The organism is Sphingopyxis sp. DBS4 (assembly GCF_024628865.1).
Taxonomy (GTDB): Bacteria; Pseudomonadota; Alphaproteobacteria; order Sphingomonadales; family Sphingomonadaceae; genus Sphingopyxis.
Map to the genome: position 1 here is coordinate 190,587 of NZ_CP102384.1, position 21,151 is coordinate 211,737.

The 21,151-nt window shown below is 65.9% G+C and carries 23 protein-coding genes; 13 read left to right on the plus strand and 10 right to left on the minus strand.

From position 1 onward, the window contains the following. Positions 1-124: 124 nt before the first annotated feature. From NP825_RS00840 to rplU, 3 genes are all read right to left on the minus strand, one after another. Entirely contained in the window at positions 125-721 is a 597-nt protein-coding gene (locus NP825_RS00840; protein ID WP_257547604.1) for a GNAT family N-acetyltransferase, read from the minus strand. Between the two features lie 238 nt (positions 722-959). Further along, entirely contained in the window at positions 960-1,229 is a 270-nt protein-coding gene (gene rpmA / locus NP825_RS00845) for a 50S ribosomal protein L27 (RefSeq protein ID WP_257547606.1), read from the minus strand. Positions 1,230-1,276: 47 nt separating this feature from the next. After that, a complete protein-coding gene (gene rplU, locus NP825_RS00850; RefSeq protein WP_257547608.1) occupies positions 1,277-1,744 on the minus strand; it encodes a 50S ribosomal protein L21 in 468 nt (155 codons plus the stop codon). 228 nt (positions 1,745-1,972) lie between these two features. On the opposite strand from rplU, the gene NP825_RS00855 reads away from it, so the two are divergent. Beyond that, on the plus strand, positions 1,973-2,491 hold the full coding sequence (locus NP825_RS00855) for a hypothetical protein (RefSeq protein WP_257547610.1): 519 nt from the start codon (positions 1,973-1,975) through the stop codon (positions 2,489-2,491). Between the two features lie 289 nt (positions 2,492-2,780). Here the strand turns inward: NP825_RS00855 and pspF are convergent, their stop codons facing one another. Beyond that, positions 2,781-3,809, minus strand: coding sequence for a phage shock protein operon transcriptional activator (gene pspF / locus NP825_RS00860; RefSeq protein WP_257547612.1), 1,029 nt, complete (start codon positions 3,807-3,809; stop codon positions 2,781-2,783). A 176-nt stretch (positions 3,810-3,985) separates the two neighbouring features. Here pspF and NP825_RS00865 point away from each other — a divergent pair, with 176 nt between their 5' ends. From NP825_RS00865 to NP825_RS00910, 10 genes are all read left to right on the plus strand, one after another. After that, positions 3,986-4,126 carry a hypothetical protein gene (locus NP825_RS00865; protein WP_257547615.1) on the plus strand — a complete coding sequence of 47 codons (141 nt, stop codon included), beginning with the start codon at positions 3,986-3,988 and terminating at the stop codon, positions 4,124-4,126. Between the two features lie 86 nt (positions 4,127-4,212). Beyond that, positions 4,213-4,875, plus strand: a complete 663-nt coding sequence (gene pspA, locus NP825_RS00870; protein ID WP_257547617.1) for a phage shock protein PspA — start codon at positions 4,213-4,215, stop codon at positions 4,873-4,875. Positions 4,876-4,887: 12 nt separating this feature from the next. After that, on the plus strand, positions 4,888-5,166 hold the full coding sequence (gene pspB / locus NP825_RS00875) for an envelope stress response membrane protein PspB (RefSeq protein WP_257547619.1): 279 nt from the start codon (positions 4,888-4,890) through the stop codon (positions 5,164-5,166). Between the two features lies 1 nt (position 5,167). Further along, positions 5,168-5,548, plus strand: coding sequence for an envelope stress response membrane protein PspC (gene pspC, locus NP825_RS00880; RefSeq protein ID WP_054731198.1), 381 nt, complete (start codon positions 5,168-5,170; stop codon positions 5,546-5,548). Positions 5,549-5,596: 48 nt separating this feature from the next. Beyond that, complete coding sequence (locus NP825_RS00885; protein WP_257547627.1) at positions 5,597-5,896, plus strand: hypothetical protein; 300 nt, start codon at positions 5,597-5,599, stop codon at positions 5,894-5,896. Between the two features lie 14 nt (positions 5,897-5,910). Further along, on the plus strand, positions 5,911-6,228 hold the full coding sequence (locus tag NP825_RS00890; protein ID WP_257547629.1) for a hypothetical protein: 318 nt from the start codon (positions 5,911-5,913) through the stop codon (positions 6,226-6,228). A gap of 12 nt (positions 6,229-6,240) precedes the next feature. Continuing rightward, entirely contained in the window at positions 6,241-6,489 is a 249-nt protein-coding gene (locus NP825_RS00895; protein ID WP_257547631.1) for a hypothetical protein, read from the plus strand. Positions 6,490-6,520: 31 nt separating this feature from the next. Beyond that, positions 6,521-6,790 carry a hypothetical protein gene (locus NP825_RS00900; protein ID WP_257547633.1) on the plus strand — a complete coding sequence of 90 codons (270 nt, stop codon included), beginning with the start codon at positions 6,521-6,523 and terminating at the stop codon, positions 6,788-6,790. Positions 6,791-6,816: 26 nt separating this feature from the next. After that, positions 6,817-7,071, plus strand: a complete 255-nt coding sequence (locus NP825_RS00905) for a hypothetical protein (protein ID WP_257547635.1) — start codon at positions 6,817-6,819, stop codon at positions 7,069-7,071. 242 nt (positions 7,072-7,313) lie between these two features. Then, a complete protein-coding gene (locus NP825_RS00910; protein WP_257547637.1) occupies positions 7,314-7,724 on the plus strand; it encodes a SufE family protein in 411 nt (136 codons plus the stop codon). A 106-nt stretch (positions 7,725-7,830) separates the two neighbouring features. Here NP825_RS00910 and NP825_RS00915 read toward each other — a convergent pair whose 3' ends face one another. The 6 genes from NP825_RS00915 to NP825_RS00940 all read right to left on the minus strand — a co-directional run bounded on the left by NP825_RS00915 (position 7,831) and on the right by NP825_RS00940 (position 17,952). Continuing rightward, entirely contained in the window at positions 7,831-11,292 is a 3,462-nt protein-coding gene (locus tag NP825_RS00915; protein WP_257547639.1) for a TonB-dependent receptor, read from the minus strand. Between the two features lie 309 nt (positions 11,293-11,601). After that, positions 11,602-12,873 carry an ATP-dependent Clp protease ATP-binding subunit ClpX gene (gene clpX / locus NP825_RS00920; RefSeq protein WP_257547641.1) on the minus strand — a complete coding sequence of 424 codons (1,272 nt, stop codon included), beginning with the start codon at positions 12,871-12,873 and terminating at the stop codon, positions 11,602-11,604. Between the two features lie 279 nt (positions 12,874-13,152). Then, on the minus strand, positions 13,153-13,803 hold the full coding sequence (locus tag NP825_RS00925) for an ATP-dependent Clp protease proteolytic subunit (protein WP_257551234.1): 651 nt from the start codon (positions 13,801-13,803) through the stop codon (positions 13,153-13,155). A 550-nt stretch (positions 13,804-14,353) separates the two neighbouring features. Next, positions 14,354-14,692, minus strand: a complete 339-nt coding sequence (fdxA, locus tag NP825_RS00930) for a ferredoxin FdxA (RefSeq protein ID WP_257547643.1) — start codon at positions 14,690-14,692, stop codon at positions 14,354-14,356. Between the two features lie 172 nt (positions 14,693-14,864). Beyond that, positions 14,865-15,164: an RNA-binding S4 domain-containing protein gene (locus tag NP825_RS00935; protein WP_257547645.1), complete on the minus strand. Its 300-nt coding sequence runs from the start codon at positions 15,162-15,164 to the stop codon at positions 14,865-14,867. A 10-nt stretch (positions 15,165-15,174) separates the two neighbouring features. Continuing rightward, complete coding sequence (locus tag NP825_RS00940; protein ID WP_257547647.1) at positions 15,175-17,952, minus strand: helicase-related protein; 2,778 nt, start codon at positions 17,950-17,952, stop codon at positions 15,175-15,177. A 570-nt stretch (positions 17,953-18,522) separates the two neighbouring features. Here NP825_RS00940 and NP825_RS23540 point away from each other — a divergent pair. Both NP825_RS23540 and hemB read left to right on the plus strand, forming a co-directional pair. After that, a complete protein-coding gene (locus NP825_RS23540; RefSeq protein WP_306998000.1) occupies positions 18,523-20,064 on the plus strand; it encodes a M23 family metallopeptidase in 1,542 nt (513 codons plus the stop codon). Positions 20,065-20,137: 73 nt separating this feature from the next. After that, entirely contained in the window at positions 20,138-21,136 is a 999-nt protein-coding gene (gene hemB / locus NP825_RS00950) for a porphobilinogen synthase (RefSeq protein ID WP_257547649.1), read from the plus strand. The last annotated feature ends 15 nt before the right edge of the window (positions 21,137-21,151 follow it).

Here is a 21,151-nt window from a genome sequence, read left to right on the forward strand (position 1 = left end):
GCGAAGCCTCCTCCCGCAAACGGGAGGGGCAGCGAGACTTGCCAGCTTGCTGGCTAGTCGCAGCGGGGTGGGCTTATGGGGCGCCCACCCCCCGGCCCCCTCCCGCTTGCGGGAGGGGGGGGAGTCACGCCGCCATCAGGCGGATGTGCTCGCGGAAATCCTCGTCGCCGCCGATGCGGCCGCGCATGGGGGTGACGGCATTGCTGCCGTCACCATCGCCTTCCTCGAACAGCGCGCACGCCGCCTCGCCACCGCGCGCGACGCTGTAGCGCCGCGCGACCTTGCCGGTTGGTCGGAACCCCAGCTTGCGCAGCACCGCGCCCGACGCGGGATTGTCGACGAAGTGGCCCGCGCCGAGCTTCGGGAGGTTCATCGCGCGCGCGATGCGGACGAGCTGGCGCCCCGCCTCGGTCGCGAAGCCGAGCCCCCAATAGGGGCGCGCGATCCAGTAACCCAGTTCGAGCGCTCCTTCCGGGCTCGGCGAAATGCCGCAGCCGCCGACGAGGCGCGGGGCGCCGCCGGTGCGCGCGAAGATCAGGAAACGCGGCTGGTCGGGATGGAGGGGAAGGCTCAGGAACGCCTGCGCTTCCTCCTCGCCATAGGGCCAGGGCGCGCGCGACAGATTGCGCACGACCACTTCCTCACCGATCGCACGCGCGAGGGCGGGGGCGTCTTCCTGCCAGCCGGGCCGCAGCAACAGTCTTTCGGTACGCGCGAACATATTCTCACTCCCATTTGCCTGTCGCCGTGGCGCCAGATGGTGACGCTTTGACGACATTCGATAGTGAGGGAGATGGATGGCCCTGTTTTCGCGCCGGAAATTCGGGGTGCCGATTTCGGGCAAGAAAAAAGGGAGTCCGGGACGACCCGTCTCCCTCTTTTCGAACCTTGTTTCCGCCGGGGGCGGAAAGGACAGTTCCGGGTCGTCCCTTGGATGGACGACCCTGGAAAGATCGTCCTTATTCGGCGGCTTCCGCCATGGCGTCGACCGACACATATTTGCGGCCAAGCTTGCCGTCGTGGAATCGGACGCGGCCGTCGGTGGTGGCGAACAGGGTGTGATCCTTGCCCATGCCGACATTGACGCCCGGATACACCTTGGTGCCGCGCTGGCGCACGATGATGTTGCCGCCGATCACTTCCTGACCGCCGAACTTCTTGACGCCAAGGCGCTTGGCTTGCGAGTCGCGACCGTTGCGCGACGAACCGCCTGCTTTCTTATGTGCCATGACCTAAACTCCTATTCTCTTCCGGGGGCCGAGCCGCGTTGCCGCGCTCAGGCTTCCTTCTTGGGGGCCGCCTTCTTGGCAGCGGGCTTCTTTTCGGCGGCTTCGGCCTTGGGGGCGGCGACCTTCTTCGGTGCAGCAGCCTTCTTCTCGGCAGCGGGAGCAGCGGCGGCTTCCTCGGCCTTCGGCGCGGCTTCCTTCTTCGGGGCGGTCTTCTTGGCGTCGCCGACGGCGAGGATGCGCAGCAGCGTCAGCGACTGGCGATGGCCGTTGCGGCGGCGATAATTGTGCCGGCGGCGCTTCTTGAAGACGATGACCTTTTCGCCGCGGGTCTGGGCGATGATCTCGGCCGAGACGGCCAGACCCTTCGCATCCTTCACCTCGCCGCCGTCACCGGCCAGCAGGACGTCGCCCAGCGACACGGTGTCGCCGGCTTCACCCTCGATCTTCTCGACGGCGATCTTGTCTCCGGCGGCAACGCGATACTGCTTTCCGCCCGTGCGCACGATTGCGAACATGGTCTTCCATCCAATCAGAAACTAAAACACCCGCGCCACCGGTCACCCGCCAAGGCAGGCGAATTTTCCAGCAAGCGGGAAAGACCGCGCCACTAGCGTTATGGGCGCAAGCTGTCAACCGCATATTTCCGTGGTTTTCAAGGAAAAGCACGGGCCGGGCCGCGGTGTCGCACTCCCACCCGATTCGGCACTTGCTGCAACGCCTGCGGCCCCATATCAGGAGGCACGATGAAGCGCGCCTCTCTTTTTCCGTCCGCGATCGCCGCCCTTTCGCTGTCTGCCTGCGCGGGCGGGGTGAGTGGTGAGGCGGCGCCATCGCTCGCGCACCGGGCGGTCGAGGGGCGATTCAACGTCGCGCCGCCTTCGGTGGTCGTGACGCCGCCGGGGCCGCTGCCCGCCGATCTCACCGGCCGCCTCGCGCGGTGGAGTTCGGACGCCGCCGCGGCGCAGCAGGCGTTCGCCGCCGAGCGCGGCAATGCCGCGTCGCTCGTTTCCGCCGCTGCCGGCGCGCCGGTTGCCAGCGAGCGCTGGGTCGTTGCGCAGCAGGCGATCTCGCGCCTGATCGCCGCGCGCGCGCCGCTGACCGGGGCACTCGCCGACATCGACCGCCTCTATCTCGACCGCAGCATCGATGCGGCGGTCGACGGACTGCCCGACATCTATGCGCTACGCGACCGCCTCGCCGATACGGCGTCGGCGCAGGATGCGGTCATCGAGGCGCTGAGCCGGCAGTTGCCGGGGGAATAGCCGAACTGTTTCGGCATCGATGGTCTGACGCTCTCCTGATAGGACAGTGTCGGTTATTTGTTCGCACAAAGCCACGAAGCCACGAAGAGGGCCGTCTGGGCCGGCAGGCCCTTTTTTCTTTCCACGATGCGGCGGCCGCAACGTCTGAGAGAAAAGCCGCTTCGCGGCAAGCACGACATCTTCGTGGCTTCGTGGCTTTGTGCGAATCCAAAGAACGCGCCGCGCTTGAGGAAGCGGCAGGCCATGGATGCTGAAACAAGTTCAGCATGACGAGGAAACAAGAGGGGACTTACTGATTCAACCCGTGCTTCTTCAGCGCATGGCGAATCTGGTCATAGCTCAGCCCCAGCGCCTCGGCCGCGACCTTCTGATTGTAGCGGCAGCGCGCCATCGTGTCGGCGAGGATCTGCTTCTCATAGCCATCGACTGCCGCGCGCAGGTCGCTTACCGGCCCTGACGGCGTGGCGGGCGCTGCGGCTGCGTCGGCCACCGCTGACAGGGCGGGGGCGTCCGTCCTGGCTTCGGCCTTGCGCGCCACCGGCTGCCACGGACTCGCAAAGGGATCGAAGGTCAGCGCGTCGACCGGCCGTTCGGGATCGGCCCAGCGATAGATGGCGCGCTCGATGACGTTGCGGAGCTCGCGGACATTGCCCGGCCAGTCGTGCCCCTCCATCGCCGCAAGCGCGCGCGGGCCGAAACCCGGCCATTCGTCCCAGCCGAGCACCGCCGCCATGCGCTGCCCGAAATAGGTCGCGAGCACTTCGATGTCGCCTTCGCGCGCGCGCAGCGGGGGCAGGGTGATGACCTCGAACGACAGCCGGTCGAGCAGGTCGGCGCGGAAGCGGTTCTGCTCGACCAGTGCGGGCAGATGCTCGTTGGTCGCGGCGACGATGCGGACATCGACGCGGGTCGGGCGCGAGGCGCCGACGCGGGTGATCTCGCCATATTCGACCGCGCGCAGCAATCGCTCCTGCGCGCCGCTCGACATCGTCGCGAGCTCGTCGAGGAACAGGGTGCCGCCGTCGGCCTCTTCGAAGCGGCCGGCGCGGCTGCGCGTCGCGCCGGTGAAGGCACCCGCCTCGTGCCCGAATAGTTCGGCCTCGATCAGCGTTTCGGGCATCGCGGCGCAGTTCAGGATGACATAGGGCTTGTCCCAGCGCGCCGACAGGCGGTGCAGGCGCTCGGCGATCAGTTCCTTGCCGGTGCCGCGCTCGCCGATGACGAGGACGGGGCGGTCGAGCGTCGCCGCCTGGCTCGCGCGTTCGACCGCGTCCTGAAAGGCCGCCGATTGGCCGATGAACTGCGTTTCGCGTTCCATTCCCAATCATTGGCAAAATTTCCCGCTGATTGGCAAGTCAAATCGATGTTCGGGTCGATTTGCGAATGAAGTTAGGCGCTTTTCCGCCCCTTTCGGCAATTGGCACGCCTTCTGCAAAGTATGAGACGAACCGGCGCAAAACGCTCCGGTGCAGCGAAAAACAGGAAGGTTGACCCATGAAGACGAATTTTGCCCAGGCCGCCACCTTCGCGCTCAGCGCGCTCGGAGCACTGGCCATTTTCGTCGGCGTGATCGACCAGCCCAAGCTCGGTTACGATGCCGCTGCAGCCACCCCGGCGGTCAGCCAACTGGCCTGACCGACACGCTGGTGCCGGGGCACTCTCCCCCCTTGCCCCGCCCCGGCACCAGTATTTCAGGACCAAGTTCGACAGGAGTTTCACACATGGGTATTTTCTCACGCACCCGCGACATCATCGCCGCCAACGTCACCGATTTGCTCGACCGCGCGGAAGATCCCGAAAAGATGATCCGCCAGATCATCTTCGAGATGAACGAGACGCTCGTCGAAGTCCGCGCCTCCGCCGCCCGCACGATCGCGGACCAGAAGGAAATGCGCCGCCACATCGCCAAGCTCGAAAGCCTGCAGGACAGCTGGAAGGAAAAGGCCGAACTCGCGCTGTCGAAGGACCGCGAGGACCTCGCCACCGCCGCGCTCGTCGAAAAGCAGAAGGCCGGCGACATGGCCGAGAAGCTGAAGGCCGAGATCGCCGTCCTCGACGACGCGCTCCAGGGCTATGAAAACGACATCGCCAAGCTGCAGAAGAAACTGAGCGAAGCCCGCGCCCGCCAGTCGAGCGTCGTCAATCGTCTCGAAAGCGCCGAAAATCGCTATCGCCTGCGCGAGATGACCAACGGCGACCGCGTCGAGGATGCCTTCTCGCGCTTCGAGATCCTCGAACGCCGCGTCGATGAGGCCGAAGGCCGCGCCGATGCGCTGGGCCTCGGCTACAAGAAGTCGCTCGACGAGGAGATCGCCGAGCTTCAGGCCGCCGACAAGGTCGCCGACGAGCTCGCCGCGCTGAAGGCCGCGCAGGGCAAGAAATAAGGAGCCGGACCGATGGAAGAGATCATCATCGTCCCGATCGTCATCGGCACCCTCTTCCTCGGTCTGCCCTGGCTGATCCTCCACTACATCACTAAGTGGAAGCAGGCCAAGACGCTGACCGGAGAGGATGAGCAACTGCTCGACGAACTGTACGACACGGCGCGCCGGCTCGAGAACCGCCTGCACACCGTCGAACGCATCATCAGCGCCGACCATCCCGACTTCCGCCCTGCGGTAAGGAGCGATGAAGAACTGGCGCAACTCGAAAACAATATCAGCCGGAGGAACTGAGATGTCTGCCAGCCGCACCAAATTCTATCTCGACAAGCAGAACGCCAAATGGAGCGGCGTGTGCGCGGGGATCGCGGACTATAGCGGGATCGACGTCCTGTGGGTGCGCGTCGGCGCGGTGCTGCTGACCCTGATGGGCGGCTTCCCGTGGACGCTGATCGCCTATTGGATGGTTGCCTGGATGGGAACGCCCAAACCCTTCGCGCTCTATGGCTCGAACGAGGAAGCGAAGTTCTGGCAGGGCGTGCGCTCGAACCCCAGCGCCTCGACCCGCGACATCCGCTCGCGCTTCCGCGACATCGACCGCCGGCTCGCCGACATCGAACTCTACTACACCAGCCACAACCGCCGCCTCGCCGACGAAATCGACGCGCTTCGCTGATCGGGGCGCCGACCGGGCAGGCGGAAACGCAACAGGGAGACAAGATATATGAACTTCGGTGGCCCCCTCTTCGTCCTGACCATCGTCGCTTTGTCGATCGGCGGCTGGATGTTCACCACCTGGGTCCGCGCCAAGCACGGCTATCCCGTCGAGAATGAATGGGGTGGCACGGTTCATCGAACCGACGCCGACGCTGATCGAAAAATTGCGCTGCTGACCGATGACAACGCCAAGCTCGCGGGCCAGATCGGCCGGCTGGAGGAGCGTATCTCGGTGCTCGAACGCATCGCGACCGAAAACCACGGCCAGGCCGCGCAGCTCGCCGACCAGATCGACCGCCTGCGCTGACTAAGGAAAAGATCATGAATCTCGATATTCTGACCGCCATCGCTCCCGTCGTCGCCATCATCGGCGTGGCCGGGGTCGCCGGCTGGGTCTTTACCACCTGGCTGCGGATCAAGAACGGCTATCCGCTCGACGGCGCCTGGGGACAGGCGGTCTATCCCAAGACCAGCGACGAGACGGTCGAGCGCGTCAAGCTGATCAGCCAGGAAAATGCCCAGCTTCGCGCCGAACTCGGCTCGGTCAAGGATCGCCTCGCGGTGATCGAGCGCATCGTCACCGATGAAGGCCACCGGCTGAGCCACGAGATCGAGGCGCTGCGGCGCCCCGCGAACTGAGGAGACGCAATCATGGGTGACACCATCTGGATCCTCGTGCCGCTTGCGCCCTTCCTGCTCGTCGGCTTCATCTTCTGGTCGAAGCATCAGCAGAAGATGATCGAGAAGCAGTCCGAACTGACCGCCGAAAAGGCCGCGCAATATGCGGCGCAGACCGAACGGCTGGAGGCCCGCGTCCGCGTCCTCGAACGCATCGTCACCGACAAGGGCGTCGATGTTGCCGAAGAAATCGAAAAACTGCGCGACGCGCCGCTGAACTGAACAACGATAAGAAAGAAGAGAAGGATTCCCCATGAACCCCTTTGAAATGGTCATCGGCATCGTCCTGATCGTGACGATCGGCAGCGTCCTTCGCGCCCGCCACGGCGTCCGCCGCGACCGCCACGGCAACGAATATTTCGTCGGCAATGCGGGCAACGAGGCCGAGACCAAGGCGCTGCAGGCCGAGATTCGCGCGCTCAAGGAGCGCATCCAGGTGCTCGAACGCATCGCCACCGACACCAACCGGGCGGCCAGCCTCGATGAGGAAATCGAGAAACTGCGCGACCGCTCGCACCCGTGAAGACGTGACGGAGAAGGAACCGAGACATGGTCCCCATTGCTTCCGACCTCGCCAATAATCTGGTCACCGCCGCGGTGGCGCTGAGCGCGCTGACCATCATCAGCCTCGCCGCGCTGCGCGGTTGGCGCGACTGGATCCAGTTCAAGCGCGAAGAACTCGCCGCCGGCCATGTCGCCGCGCAGGATCCCGGGGTGCCGCACGCCGGGTCGCGGATCGAGATCGCCGACCTCAAGGAGCGGCTGCGCAAGCTCGAAGCGATTGCGGCAGGGGTCGACCTCTGACCATAACGTCGCCCCCGCGCAGGCGGGGGCCGCTGGAGCGCCGTCTCCCGTAAAAAGCCGTCTCCCGTAAAAAGTTGTGTGTTCCCCCCGCGAAGGCGGGGGGCCATCACTCTCGGGTGCCATTTCGAACCGGCGGGAGATGTGTCCCCGCCTTCGCGGGGACACACTATTTTATTACGCTTGGTCTTTGCCGGGCGACCGGTGGGCTTCCAACTTTCCTTCAAATCTGCCACGGCCGCGCCATGCGCAGCCTTTCCGACATCTTCGACGAATATGATTTCCTCGACGGCGACGACCGCTATCGCCTGCTGATCGAACTCGGGCGCGAACTCGAACCGATGCCCGATGCGCTCAAGACCGACGCGACGCTCGTTCGTGGCTGTTCGGCGAACGTCTGGGTCTATCCGGTGCCGCAGGCGGGCGACCGGCTCCATTTCCTCGCCGACAGCAACGCCGCGATCACCAAGGGGATCGTCGCGCTCGTCCTCGCTGCGGTGCAGGACCGGCCGGCGGCCGAGGTCGCGGCGATGGACGTCACCGCCGCGCTCGCCCCCTTCGACCTGACGCGCCAGCTTTCGTCGAACCGCACCCAGGGTGTGCCGAACATGATCGCGCTGGTCCAGGACACCGCCCGCCGCCTCGCCGCGGGTTAGCGCGTCACCAAAGCATCGATCGCAATCTCCCGCCTCCTTTCGCCGGACAAAGAAAAGGGGCGCAGGAGTTGCCTCCCGCGCCCCGATTTTCCGGCCTGATCGAAGATCAGAACTCGTAGGAGACGCCGATCTTGAGGCGCCACACCGACGAGCTGGTGTTGATACCATTGTCGTCCGCGATGCTGTCCACACCGTTGAAGCCGGAGATGATGTAGCGGCCATCCGAATCGAAGCCGGTCGACCCAAGCGACGCGATGTCCTGAAGCCCCGCGAAGTTGCGGCGACGCTGAACGTTCCAGTCCTTGTCGAGGAAGTTCAGGAAATTGTCCATCGTCGCATAGAGCTTGATCTTGTCGTTGCGGCCGAACAGGCGACCCGGACCAGGAAGCTCCTGCGAGAAGGACAGGTCCATGTCGAAATACCAGTCGTTCGAGCAGGTGTTCCGCGGGATCGTCTTTCCGACATATTTCTTCGCGCAGCCCAGGCCGCTCGCGAAAGCGACGAGATCTTTCACTGCCGTCATGTTCGACGCCGGCGAGATGTTCGGATCGTCGATCCCGGTCGGCAGATAGGCGAGTGCATTGTTGCTGCCCGACACGCTGTCGTTGAAGATGCCGCTGCCGCTGAACGTCAGGCTGTACGGACGGCCCGAGCGAGCGATGAAGCTGATCGCGAAGCGCGTCGACAGATCGTTGAAGAACTCCTCGCGGAAGGCGAGGCGCGTCGAGATGTTGTGACGGCTTTCGTAGAAGCTGCGCGACGCACCCGGATTCTGGCGGTCGAACGCGGCGACATAGTCGTAGTTCGACCCTGCCGTCGAGTTGTACATGCTCCGCCGGTCCTGCGAGTCGGTATAGGCATAGCCGAAGTTGAAATCGACGCTGCCATTCTCGGTGAACAGCCCGCCGTCGAAGGTCTTCGACAGGATGATCGACGCATTGTGGCTGCGATAGCCGGCGCTGTTGGTGAGCTGCAGTTCGTCGTCGCGGCCGGTGTTGAAGCAGACCGCGTTGACGTCTTCATACACCGGAGCCGGATTCAGGCCCACGAGCTTCGCCGTGCAACCCGCGACGTTCGGATCGATCGCGCGATAGATCGGACGACCGTCGATCGTGTAGCCGTTGAGACCCAGGTTGGGATTCACCGTCTGCGAGAGATCGACCAGCGTCAGCGGATTGCGATATTTGCTGTAGATATAGTCGAGGTTCAGGTTCCAGCCGCTGAAGAAGCCCGAGGGGGCGAAATTCAGCTCCGACTGGAAGCCGATATTGGCGCGCAGCACCGTCGGCATCTTGATGTCCGGGCTGATCGACTGGGTATCGCCGAGGCCGCGCGCGGCGGTGGAGATGCCGGCGGCCTGGATGCAGGTCGGAACCCCGCTGAACTGACCACCCGTCAGGACGCTGATCTGGCCGGTCGGGCAGTTCGACGATCCGGTATTGCCTTCGTTGAAGCCGCGGCCGTCGTTCTGGAAGGCATTGCCGAACCAGACCACCGGATCGCCGCCCGAGAAGATGCCGACGCCGGCGCTGAGCTTCGGCCGCCCGAACACCGCGAAATCGTCCATGTCATAGGTCAGCGCGAGGCGCGGCATGACGACCGGCGCCAGATTGCTGAATCCGGTGGTGTTCGGAATGCCATAGCGCTGCGCGAAGACCGGATTGTAGCGCGGATTGCCACCGTCGTACCAGTCGGTGCGCACGCCGATCACCGCGTTCAGGCGATCGGAAACTTCCCAATCGTCCTGCGCGAAGATCGAATAGATGCTGCGCGTGAACGCGGCGGCGGCATCGTTGATGTCGCCCGTTGATGAGAAGTTGCCGAAGGCGCCATAGGTACAGCCGTTGACGACGTTGACGGGCGTCGTCGAGTTGGTGACGTTTCTGCAAGCCGGATCGGGACCGGTCGGAACCGCGCCCGGCGACAGCAGGCCGGCGCGCAGATCGTCGATGTTGCGGAACACCAGCGTGCCGGTCGCATTCTGGACGAACAGGTTGAACAGGCTGGCGCGATTGAGTTCGGCGCCGATCTTCAGCGTATGCGAACCGGCGACCAGCTTGGCGACCGCACGATATTGGTCGATGTCGGTGCGAAGGTCGTTCGCCGAGCGCGAGGTGCCCGGACCCGCCAGCACGGTGCCGTCGATCCCCGTCGGATTGTCGATGCCGACGATGATGCGCGGGATCGGGTTCGCCGACTGGGCTTCACCGCCGCCGATCGGATCCTGACGGTCGCGGACCTCCGAACGCGAATAGCGCAATTCGGTCGAGAAATTATCGGTCCACTGCGAATAGAGGCGGCCCGAATAATAGTTCGACTTGGTGCCGCTGGTGTAGAAGGTGTTGAGGCCGACGGCCTGCGGCGACGTGCCCGTGAACAGGTCATCGGGGCGGGTCGAGCCTTCCTCCAGGCGCTGATAGGTCAGCTCGAGGCGGTGGTTGTCGGTGATCTGCCAATCGAGGCGGCCGAAATAGCGGTCGTTCGAATAGGGGCGATTGGTTACGAGCGGGCCGGTGTCGACACCGTAAGTGTTCTTCAGAATGCCCGAGATTTCGTTGAACTGATCGACGGTGATGCCGGTCTGTTCATTGGCATAGCCGCCGCCGACCGGACCGTCGTCCTGCGCCTGACCGGCTTCCTGATGCTCATAGGCGCCGAAGATGAACAGGCGGTCCTTGATGATCGGCGCGCCGGCCCACAGGCCCCAGCGCTTTTCGGGCTTGACCGGCGGCAGCTTGGCGATGCCGGGCAGCGAGTCGCCGCGCATACCGTTGTCCGAATATTCGAAGAAACCGCCGAAATGATAATCGTTCGTGCCCGACTTGGTCACGACGTTGATCGCGCAGCCGGTGAACGAGCCATAGTCGACGTCGAACGGCGCGAACTGCACCTGCGTTTCGCGGACCGCGTCATAGGGGATCGGGGTCGAGCTGCGCGACGAGAAGCCGGTGTCATTGAGGCCGTAGACGTCGCCCTGGCTGATGCCGTCGACGGTGAAGGCGTTGCCGCGGTCGTTGCCGCCGAGGCACGAGATGCGGTCCTGGCCCGAGCCGCCGTCGTCGCGGTCGAGGCTGACGCGCGGATCGAGGCGGATGATGTCGCGGACGTCGCGGTTGAACGACGGGGCGCTTTCGAGCACTTCGGTGGTGAAGCTGTTGCCCGGGCCGACCGCGAGCTGGGTCACGCGGACGCGGGTGCCGGTGACGACGATTTCACCGCCGCCCGACGACAGCGAGAAGGCGAGGTCGGTGTTGCCCTGCAGCGAGGTGTAGATGTCCTGCAGCGTCTGGCCTTCGAAGCTGTCGGCGGTAACCGAGACGCTGTAAGGACCGCCGGTGACCAGGCCGGTCGCGACGAAGCGGCCGTCGGCGCCGGTGGTGAAGGTGCGTGCGGCGCCGGTGCGCGTGTCGGTGATGATGACCTTCGCGCCGCCAATGGCGCCGCCATTGTCGTCGCTGACCTGGCCCTGGATGCCGGTGGTGATCTGTTGCGCCTGCGCCGGAGCGGCGACGACGGTAGCGACGCTGATAGCCATCAGGCTAGCCGCGATCGAATAACGAAGTTTCATGTCAGGATGTCCCCTTTGGTAGCATTCGGCAGCCGCGCAACCTGGGCGCGCTTCACCTGCGAGCGCCCCTGAAGCCCGCATGTGGCACGATTGTGACAGCAATTGTGACAGTGCAAGCCGCGCTTGGGGAACGGGCGGGGCGGGCGGTAAAAAAACGCGAATTTGCGTCGGTCCGCCAAAGTTATCCACAAGGGCCGTTGCATTTTTTCGGGCGACTGTTGCTGCAATGCAACAAAACGGCGCCGCGCATTGCGCGCGACGCCGCTGATTTCAATCGGAATATAGGCCGCGACTCAGCGGCGCGCGCAATCAGGCCGCGTCGCCCGCGGCTTCCTTCGCCTTGTCGGCATAGACGCGCACCGGGTCCTTGCGGCCCTCGACGACATCCTTGTCGACGACGATCTCGACCACGTCGGTCAGGTCGGGCAGGTCGAACATCGTGTCGAGCAGGATCGCCTCGACGATCGAGCGCAGTCCGCGCGCGCCGGTCTTGCGTTCGATCGCCTTCTTGGCGACCGCGACCAGCGCGTCGTCGGTGAAGGTCAGCGCGACCTCCTCCAGATCGAACAGCTTCTTATACTGTTTGACCAGCGCATTCTTGGGCTCGCCCAAAATCTTGACCAGCGCGTCGACGTCGAGATCCTCGAGCGTCGCGATCACCGGCAGGCGGCCGACGAATTCGGGGATCAGGCCGAATTTCAGAAGATCCTCGGGCTCGATCTGCTTGAGCGTCTCGCCCGCGCGGCGTTCGTCGGGACCGGCGACATGCGCGCCGAAGCCGATCGACTTGCCCTGCAGGCGGTCGCCGATGATCTTTTCGAGGCCGGCGAAGGCGCCGCCCGCGATGAACAGGATGTTCGTCGTGTCAACCTGCAGGAATTCCTGCTGCGGATGCTTGCGGCCGCCCTGCGGCGGAACGCTCGCGGTCGTGCCTTCCATCAGCTTGAGCAGCGCCTGCTGCACGCCTTCGCCCGACACGTCGCGGGTGATCGAGGGATTCTCCGCCTTGCGGCTGATCTTGTCGATCTCGTCGATATAGACGATGCCGCGCTGCGCCTTTTCGACGTTATAGTCCGACGCCTGGAGCAGCTTGAGGATGATATTCTCGACATCCTCGCCGACATAGCCTGCCTCGGTCAGCGTCGTCGCGTCGGCCATGGTGAAGGGCACGTCGAGGAAGCGCGCGAGCGTCTGCGCGAGCAGGGTCTTGCCGCTGCCGGTCGGGCCGACGAGCAGGATGTTCGACTTGGCGAGTTCGACGTCCTCGCCGCGCCCCGAGTTGGCGAGACGCTTGTAATGGTTGTGGACCGCGACCGACAGGACGCGCTTCGCCTTGTTCTGCCCGATCACATAGGCGTCGAGATGCTGGCAGATTTCCAGCGGCGTCGGCACCGCACCATCCTTGCGCGCGGCGATCCCGCCCTTGATTTCTTCGCGGATGATGTCGTTGCAAAGCTCGACGCATTCGTCGCAGATGAACACGGTCGGACCCGCGATCAGCTTGCGGACTTCGTGCTGCGACTTGCCGCAGAAGGAGCAGTAGAGTGTGCTCTTGCTGTCCGAGCCGCTCAATTTCGTCATAAATCTTCCTCTGGCGGGCGCAAAAGGCGCGCTGCCGTCCTTATCCTAGCCCCCGGCCACCCAATTACAATATGGCAATTGGATGACGCGGGTTCAATGTTCCGCCTAGCGCCAAGGCGTGGGACGGATGTCAAGAAATGCGGTTACCGGAATGTCACCTTCTTCGTCATGCCGGAGCCCGGCTCAGGACAGGCTTGATCCGGCATCCATCCACGCTGCGCGGCCTTGAATGGACCCCGGATCCAGTCCGGAGTGACGAAAGGATGGATAGACGCTCGATCAGGGCGTCGGGCCTTCGCTGATTTCCTTGGGCGCTTCGTCGCCTGGCAGCGCGGGGCGGCGGTCGTAGACATGGTCGACGATACCGAAGGCCTTCGCCTCGTCGGCTTCGAGGAAGGTGTCGCGGTCCATCGCCTTTTCGATTTCTTTCAGCGACTTGCCGGTATATTGGACATAGAGGTCGTTCATCCGCTTGCGGATGCGCAGGATTTCCTTGGCCTGGATCTCGATGTCCGACGCCATGCCGCGCGCGCCGCCCGACGGCTGGTGGACCATGACGCGCGCGTTGGTGAGCGCGACGCGCATCCCGGGCTCGCCCGCTGCGAGCAGGAAGCTGCCCATCGACGCCGCCTGACCGATGCACACGGTGCCGACGCGCGGGCGGATATATTGCATCGTGTCGTGGATCGCCATGCCCGCCGTGACGACCCCGCCCGGCGAGTTGATATACATATAGATGTCCTTCTTCGGATTTTCCGATTCGAGGAACAAAAGCTGGGCGGTGATCAGCGAGGCCATATTATCCTCAACCTCGCCGGTGACGAAGACGATCCGTTCGCGCAGCAGGCGGGAGAAGATGTCGAAGCTGCGTTCGCCGCGGCTAGTCTGCTCGACGACGACGGGAACAAGGGCGGCGAGCGGGTCGATCATTGGGAATTCGTCCTTCATTATCCGGGTTGCCGCGCCGAGAACCGACGGGCTGCCCCTCCGCCGCTCTACATCGTCGCCAAGCGAAGGTCTTTCAAGGGGGCAAATCGGGCTGACCGGCTCGGCGAACGGATCGTCGATGTCGGTTTCGGAGTCGGGGCCGCGGGTGAGGCTGACCGCCTGCGACATTTTATTTCAAAGGTCACGAAGGTCACGGTAGGTCCCCGTACATTTCGCCCCCGAACAGCGGCTGGAGCGTTGCGGAAGGGTGGCAGAAGATCGATCGGCACAGGGCATCGCCAAGGAGCTATCACGGCCGGATATTGTAGGAAAGGGTGGCAGCTTCGGGGTGGGGAGCGGACACTCCCCACTTTCGTCATTCCCGCGAAAGCGGGAACCCAGTGTGGGGTTAGCCGACGCACGCTCTGGGTCCCCGCTTTCGCGGGGATGACAAAGTTAGGAGATGCCGGACGTCCGCAATCGGTCGAAAGCGGCCTTCATGTCCATTGTCGCGACCAAAGAAAAGGGCGGGAAAGTCCCGCCCTGTTTTCGATCAGTCGCCTTCGCCGGGCTCGGCCGAGAAATATTTGTCGAACTTGTCGTCGACGCCCTTAAATTCATCGGCGTCGGCGGGACTGTCCTTCTTGACCGTGATGTTCGGCCATTCGGCGCTGAACTTGGCGTTGACTTCCAGCCATTTCTCCAGGCCGCTTTCGGTGTCGGGCAGGATCGCCTCGGCCGGGCATTCGGGCTCGCACACGCCGCAGTCGATGCATTCGCTGGGGTTGATGACGAGCATATTCTCGCCTTCGTAGAAACAGTCGACCGGACAGACCTCGACGCAGTCCATATATTTGCAACGGATGCAGGCGTCGGTGACGACATAGGTCATGGATAGCGGCTCCCTTCGGGGGCGGCTTCCCGGCCGCCCGGACATTCATCGACCCGCCTCTAAGCCGCGCCAATGCGGTGCGTCAACGCAAAGCGACAGTTGCGAATCACTCTCATTCAGTAGCGGAAAGGCGGCGCTTTCGCGCGACAGCTTTTCCTGCGGCGCGGATAGTTCAACTGGAAGCGGCGGGCGTCCCGGCATCGAGCTTCAGATAGCAGGCCTGCGCTTCGGGCGCGGGGCCGCGGCGCTGCGGCAGGGCGAGGAGGCGGATCACCTCGATCCGCTCGCCGACCGGCAGCACCAGCGTCGCGCCCGCGTGGACCGCGGCCGAGGGGCGGGTGACGCGCCGTCCGTCGAGGCGGATATGCCCCGCGGCGACCATCGCCTGCGCGAGGCCGCGCGAGCGCGCGAAGCGCAGATACCAGAGCAGCTTGTCGAGCCGGATGCTTCCCGCGGCGCCGGGGCTCGCCATCAGCGCGCCATCAATCCTTGCGGGCCTCGGCCAGCATCGCCGCAAGTCCGGCGAAGGGGCTGTTCGGCGAGGGGCCGCGACGCTGGGGACGATCGGCGCGTGGCGCGCGGCCGGCGCTATCGGATGGCTTCGGCGGCTTGGCCGGTTTGCCGCGCCGGCCCTTGCCCTGCTTGGCGGGCGGATGCGGGCGTTCGCCAGCAGGCCCGGACCGTGCCCGCGCTTCTGCCCGTTCGTTCGGCTTGCCCCGTTTGCGACGCGGGCCCTTGTCGGCGATCTTGAGGCCCGACCAGCGCCAGCGTTGCAGCAGAGGGTCTCCGACGCTCCGAAACCCGAAGCTGGCGAGCAGCGCGCGCCGCGCTTCCTCGTCGAGGCCGAGCGAGGTGGCGAGCGCGGGGTCGATCGCGAAGCCCGGCGGCGGCGCGGCATGGACGTCTTCGCCTGCCTCCTCTTCCTGATGATGCGCGTCGCCGCCGACGACAGGCGAAGTCGGCGGCGCGGCGGCCTGAATGCGCGCGGCGTGCGCCTGGCGCGCCAGCTTTTCCGCCATGTCGATACGCAGCCATCCCGAGGCGCAGCGGCGGAAGCCCGCGATGCGCAGCCCGGCGTGATTGCCCGTCTTCTGCAACACCGCGCCCTGCGGCGGCAACGCCGGGACCGGCTCGCCCTGCTGCGCGGCGAGCAGCGCGGCGCGCCAGCGCACCGCCTCGGGCTTCAGCAATTGATGATGGAAGATGTCGAGCGAGCCGACGGTGAGGCCGAGCTTGCGAAGCTGCGGCCGCTCCTCGGCGGTCATTGCCGCGAGCTGCGCCTCGACCGCGGCACGCGGGGCCGTGCCGCCGCCGTCGACGAGCGCGGCGAGCAGCGCGCGGACGCGCGGTGGGGTGAAGAGGTCGCCCGCCGCCTCGCCCATCGCCGCGAGCGGTGCGGCGTGGCGCGCAAGCTGCTCGGCGACGAAAGCCTGTAACCGTTCGGAAATCGCCTGCACCTGCTGCGGCTCGAACCGGCGGAGCGCGGCGTCGATCTGGATCGCGGGCTGAACGAGCGTCGGGCCGCGCGCCAGCGTCGCGACGATATGGCCGTGCCAGGCCAGCCGCGGCGGCGCGCCCGCTTCGCTGACCAGCGACAGCGCCTGATCCTCGCCCGCCGCGAGCGTCGCGGCGCGGCGCGCCAATTCGTCGCGCAGATGCTTTTCGGCGGCGGCGAGGAGCAGGCGATGATCGCTCGCGCGGGCGCGCGCGTCGACCTTGAACTGGAATCCGTTCAGCGTGCCGATCGCCTCGCCATCGACCGCGACGGTGCCGTCGGCGGCGACCGCGACGGGCAGCGCGGTGTGGCGCTGGCCCGCGTCGCGCAGCAGCAGCGCGAGCCGCCGATCGACGAAGCGCTGGGCGAGCGCGGCGTGCAGCGCGTCCGAAAGCCGCGATTCGAGATCCTGCGTCCGCTCGGTCCAGCCCGCGCCGCCGGCGATCCAGTCGCCGCGCTGGGCGATGAAGCAAAGCGTGCGGACGGCGGCGATGCGGCTCGCGAGCTGGTCGATATCGCCGTCGGTGTCGTCGAGCCGCGCGAGACGCCGCGCGAACCAGTCGGGATCGACCATCCCGTCGCCGCTCGTCCGCCATTGCCATAGCTTGAGGACGGTGCGGCTGTGATGCTCGGCGCCGAGCTGCTCGAAATCGGGCAGGCCGCAGACGTCCCACAGGCGCTGGACCGCCTCGGGCTCGCCGTCGCGCATCCGCACCTCCATGTCGCCCGCGAGATGCCGCAGCACCGCGATGTCAACCGCCTCGGGCGCGGCGCGCAGGCTCGGCTGCGCGGGCGGCAGCGCGAGATCGGCGAGCAGCGTTTCGAGCGTGTCGAAACGCGGCGCCGGATTGCGCCAGAACAGGCTGGTGAGCGGCGGGAAATGATGCCCCTTGATCGCTGCGATCTCCTCGGGCGTGAAGCCGCCTTGCGGGGTGCCGACGGTGCCGAAGCTGCCGTCCTGCTGGTGCCGCCCGGCGCGCCCCGCGATCTGCGCCATTTCGGAAATGGTCAGGCGGCGCAGGCGGCGGCCGTCGAATTTCTGCAGGCTCGCGAAGGCGACGTGCTGAACGTCGAGGTTGAGCCCCATGCCGATCGCGTCGGTGGCGACGAGATAGTCGACCTCGCCCGCCTCGAACATCGCGACCTGGGCGTTGCGCGTCTTGGGGCTGAGCGCGCCCATGACGACCGCGGCGCCGCCCGAAAAGCGGCGCAGCATCTCGGCGATCGCGTAAACTTCCTCGGCCGAGAAGGCGACAACCGCCGAGCGCTTGGGCAGCCGCGACAATTTCGAGGTGCCGGCATAGCTCAGTGTCGAAAAGCGCGGGCGGGTAACGATCTCTGCCTCGGGCACCAGATCGCGGACGAGCCCCTTGAGGCTCGCCGAGCCGAGGATCATCGTCTCCTCGCGCCCGCGCGCGCGGAGCAGCCGGTCGGTGAAGACATGGCCGCGTTCGGGATCGGCGCCGAGCTGGGCCTCGTCGATGCCGACGAACGCGACGTCGCGTTCCACCGGCAGCGCTTCCATCGTGCCCAGAAGGTAGCGCGCCTCGGGCGGCATGATCCGCTCTTCGCCCGTCACCAGCGCAACCTGTGCCGGCCCTTTCATCGCCACGACGCGGTCATAGACCTCGCGTGCGAGCAGGCGCAGCGGAAAGCCGATCATCCCGCTCGAATGGGCGGTCAGGCGCTCGACCGCCAAATGGGTTTTGCCGGTGTTGGTGGGGCCAAGGACGGCCTTGACCGGGCTGGAAGAGGATGCCGTCATTGTCTTTGCCCCAAGCTGGCATGGCGCGCGCTGCAGCGCAACAGGGGATCGACGAAGAGCGGCGATTTCGTCCGTCGCTCCTGGCGTGGTCCCGCCTTTTTCCGGTGGGTGTTGCGATGATGATCTCACGCAAAGGCGCAAAGGCGCGAAGAAGAAGAAATGCCTCACACAAAGACACAAAGAGGGTGCGCGCGATTTGCGGCGTCGGCTTGTCGCCGCAGGCGACTGTATCAAATGCGCTTCGCGCGGCTCTTCACCGCGCTTAATGTGCGCGCCGCCCTCTTTGTGTCTTTGTGTGAGCTTCTCTATTTTCTTCCTTCTTCGCGTCTTTGCGCCTTTGCGTGAGAGTGAAGGAAGCGGACCCGAATATGAGGCGGATCGACGAGGGGCCGCATCATATCCCGGCCTCCGCACGGCCCGCCGCAAGGCGGGCGAGGAGGTGGGGCGTTAAATTGACTTTAACGGCCTTTGTTTACAGATCGGCGGTCGAAAAGATCATTCGACGGCCGGGTCGGGAGGCCCGTCGAACGGGGGTTGCTTTTGTTCCAGCGTCACGAACCCATCGCGGGGATGTCCGGCAATGCGGCCGCCCTCACGATGTCGCAGGCGATCGGCCTGCGGCGCGCGGACGCCGCGCCCGAACCGGCGCTGTCCTGGCGCGACCGGCTTGCGCTGCTCGATCTCGTTCCCGACCTTGGCGACAATATCGGTTCGGGCGAATGGTGGCGGGGGCTAGCGACGCTGACCCTGCTGTGCGGCGCTGCCATTGCAACCTATCCCGGCGTGCAGCCGCTCGAACAGCCCGCCGCGGCACTCGATGCCGCCGATTTCAACGAAGCGCGCGCGCAGATGATCGTGCCGCTCGCGTTCGGTGGCGATACCGGCCGCCACATGGCCGCGACCGACGCCGTACGGCCGCTCGCCCAGACCCCCGAACGCCCGCAGATCGAACTCACCGCGACGCTCGGCCAGGGCGACAGCTTTGCCCGCGTGCTCGAACGCTCGGGCGTCGGCAGCCAGGATGCAGAGGCACTTGCGAGCCAGGTCGCGGGCGCGGTGCCGCTCGCCGACATCGCGCCGGGCACGCGGATCGACCTGATCCTCGGCCGCCGCGCCGCGCGGACCATGCCGCGCCCGGTCGACGCGCTCGCGATGCGCGCGCGCTTCGACCTGCGCATCGAGATGGAGCGGATCGACGGGCGGCTGGTGATGCGCCGCATCCCGATCGCGGTCGATGCGACGCCGCTGCGCATCCGCGGCCGCGTCGGTGACAGCCTTTATCGCTCGGCGCGCGCCGCGGGCGCTTCGCCCGAATCGATCCAGGCTTATCTGCGCGTCATCGGCCGTCAGCTTTCGGTCGGCAGCGACATCCGCGCGAGCGACGAGTTCGACATCATCGTCGAGCATCGCCGCGCCGAAACGGGCGAGAGCGAAACGGGCAAATTGCTCTATGCGGGTCTTGTCCGCGGCGGCAAGCCGAAGCTGTCGATGATCGAATGGACCGTCGACGGCCGTCTCCAATGGTTCGAGGCGTCGGGCGCGGGCGAGCAGCGCAGCGGCATGGTGCGTCCGACGAACGGTCGGATCACCTCGCCCTTCGGAATGCGCCGCCACCCGATCCTCGGCTATGTACGGATGCATCGCGGCATCGACATGGGCGGCGGTTACGGCGGTCCGGTCTTCGCGGTCAGCGACGGCGTCGTGCAGGTCGCCGGTCGCACCGGCGGCTATGGCAATTATGTGAAGCTCAGCCACGGCGGCGGGCTCGGCACCGGCTATGGGCATATGAGCCGTATCGCGGTGCGGCCCGGCCAGCATGTGACGCGCGGGCAGGTGATCGGCTATATCGGATCGAGCGGCCTCTCGACCGGCCCGCATCTTCACTATGAAGTCTATCGCAACGGCGTTCCGGTGAACCCGCTGTCGATCGCCTTCGTCACCCGCGCCAGGCTGGAAGGGCAGGCGCTCGCCGACTTCCGCGCGCGCATCCGTCAGCTCACGTCGATCGCGCCCGGCGCGGCGCTCGCTCCGGTCGCGGCGAAGCCGGTCGAAGGGCCGAAGCTCGGGTCGCTCGGCGATGTCGCCGCAAAGCGCGCGGGCGAAGGGATCTAGCTTTCCCCCTCCTGCAAGCGGCAGGGGATGAATGCTATTTGCCCTTGCGCTTCGCGCCGCTATGCACGCGGGCATGACTCACGCCCCCTTTCCCGACCTGCGCCTGCGCCGCAGCCGCCGCACGGCATGGAGCCGCGCGATGGTGCGCGAGCATCATCTGACCCCGTCGAACCTGATCTGGCCGCTGTTCGTCTGCGCCGGATCGAGCACCGAGGAGCCGATCGCGAGCCTGCCGGGCGTATCGCGCTGGTCGGTCGACCGGCTCGTCGAGCGCGCGAAGGACGCGGCGGCGGCGGGCATCCCGTGCCTTGCGCTCTTTCCCTATACCGAGGCCGGGCGGCGCAGCGAGGATGGCGCGGAAGCGCTCAATCCCGATAATCTCATGTGCCGCGCCACCGCCGCGATCAAGCAGGCGCTCGGCGACGACATCGGTGTGCTCACCGACGTCGCGCTCGATCCCTACACAAGCCACGGGCAGGACGGGCTGATCGACGAGGCGGGCGATGTCCTCAACGACGAGACGGTCGAGGTGCTGGTCGGGCAGGCACTCAATCAGGCGCGCGCGGGGGCCGACATCATCGCGCCTTCGGACATGATGGACGGCCGCGTCGGCGCGATCCGCGAAGCGCTGGAGATCGAGGGCTTCGGGCACGTCCAGATCATGAGCTACGCCGCCAAATATGCCTCGGCCTTCTATGGTCCCTTCCGCGACGCGGTCGGTTCGCGCGGGCTGCTCAAGGGCGACAAGAAGACCTATCAGATGGACCCCGCGAACGTCGAAGAGGCGCTGCGCGAGGTGGAGATGGATCTGGCGGAAGGCGCCGACAGCGTCATGGTCAAGCCTGGCCTGCCCTATCTGGACGTCGTGCGCGCAGTAAAGGATCATTTCGCGGTACCGGTCTATGCCTATCAGGTGTCGGGCGAATATGCGATGATCGAGGCCGCGGTGGCGGTCGGCGCGGGCGACCGTGATGCGCTCGTCCTCGAAACCCTGCTCGCCTTCCGCCGCGCGGGCGCCTCGGGCGTGCTGACCTATCACGCGCTCCACGCGGCGCGGTTGCTGAACGGATGATCGAGACCGCGCGGT

What these genes read in the sequence shown, in the direction of transcription:
- NP825_RS00840 (WP_257547604.1), bottom strand. Translation starts at nt 721, where the DNA reads ATGTTCGCGCGTACCGAAAGACTGTTGCTGCGGCCCGGCTGGCAGGAA.
- rpmA (WP_257547606.1), bottom strand. Translation starts at nt 1,229, where the DNA reads ATGGCACATAAGAAAGCAGGCGGTTCGTCGCGCAACGGTCGCGACTCG.
- rplU (WP_257547608.1), bottom strand. Translation starts at nt 1,744, where the DNA reads ATGTTCGCAATCGTGCGCACGGGCGGAAAGCAGTATCGCGTTGCCGCC.
- NP825_RS00855 (WP_257547610.1), top strand. Translation starts at nt 1,973, where the DNA reads ATGAAGCGCGCCTCTCTTTTTCCGTCCGCGATCGCCGCCCTTTCGCTG.
- pspF (WP_257547612.1), bottom strand. Translation starts at nt 3,809, where the DNA reads ATGGAACGCGAAACGCAGTTCATCGGCCAATCGGCGGCCTTTCAGGAC.
- NP825_RS00865 (WP_257547615.1), top strand. Translation starts at nt 3,986, where the DNA reads ATGAAGACGAATTTTGCCCAGGCCGCCACCTTCGCGCTCAGCGCGCTC.
- pspA (WP_257547617.1), top strand. Translation starts at nt 4,213, where the DNA reads ATGGGTATTTTCTCACGCACCCGCGACATCATCGCCGCCAACGTCACC.
- pspB (WP_257547619.1), top strand. Translation starts at nt 4,888, where the DNA reads ATGGAAGAGATCATCATCGTCCCGATCGTCATCGGCACCCTCTTCCTC.
- pspC (WP_054731198.1), top strand. Translation starts at nt 5,168, where the DNA reads ATGTCTGCCAGCCGCACCAAATTCTATCTCGACAAGCAGAACGCCAAA.
- NP825_RS00885 (WP_257547627.1), top strand. Translation starts at nt 5,597, where the DNA reads ATGAACTTCGGTGGCCCCCTCTTCGTCCTGACCATCGTCGCTTTGTCG.
- NP825_RS00890 (WP_257547629.1), top strand. Translation starts at nt 5,911, where the DNA reads ATGAATCTCGATATTCTGACCGCCATCGCTCCCGTCGTCGCCATCATC.
- NP825_RS00895 (WP_257547631.1), top strand. Translation starts at nt 6,241, where the DNA reads ATGGGTGACACCATCTGGATCCTCGTGCCGCTTGCGCCCTTCCTGCTC.
- NP825_RS00900 (WP_257547633.1), top strand. Translation starts at nt 6,521, where the DNA reads ATGAACCCCTTTGAAATGGTCATCGGCATCGTCCTGATCGTGACGATC.
- NP825_RS00905 (WP_257547635.1), top strand. Translation starts at nt 6,817, where the DNA reads ATGGTCCCCATTGCTTCCGACCTCGCCAATAATCTGGTCACCGCCGCG.
- NP825_RS00910 (WP_257547637.1), top strand. Translation starts at nt 7,314, where the DNA reads ATGCGCAGCCTTTCCGACATCTTCGACGAATATGATTTCCTCGACGGC.
- NP825_RS00915 (WP_257547639.1), bottom strand. Translation starts at nt 11,292, where the DNA reads ATGAAACTTCGTTATTCGATCGCGGCTAGCCTGATGGCTATCAGCGTC.
- clpX (WP_257547641.1), bottom strand. Translation starts at nt 12,873, where the DNA reads ATGACGAAATTGAGCGGCTCGGACAGCAAGAGCACACTCTACTGCTCC.
- NP825_RS00925 (WP_257551234.1), bottom strand. Translation starts at nt 13,803, where the DNA reads ATGATCGACCCGCTCGCCGCCCTTGTTCCCGTCGTCGTCGAGCAGACT.
- fdxA (WP_257547643.1), bottom strand. Translation starts at nt 14,692, where the DNA reads ATGACCTATGTCGTCACCGACGCCTGCATCCGTTGCAAATATATGGAC.
- NP825_RS00935 (WP_257547645.1), bottom strand. Translation starts at nt 15,164, where the DNA reads ATGGCGAGCCCCGGCGCCGCGGGAAGCATCCGGCTCGACAAGCTGCTC.
- NP825_RS00940 (WP_257547647.1), bottom strand. Translation starts at nt 17,952, where the DNA reads ATGACGGCATCCTCTTCCAGCCCGGTCAAGGCCGTCCTTGGCCCCACC.
- NP825_RS23540 (WP_306998000.1), top strand. Translation starts at nt 18,523, where the DNA reads ATGTCCGGCAATGCGGCCGCCCTCACGATGTCGCAGGCGATCGGCCTG.
- hemB (WP_257547649.1), top strand. Translation starts at nt 20,138, where the DNA reads ATGACTCACGCCCCCTTTCCCGACCTGCGCCTGCGCCGCAGCCGCCGC.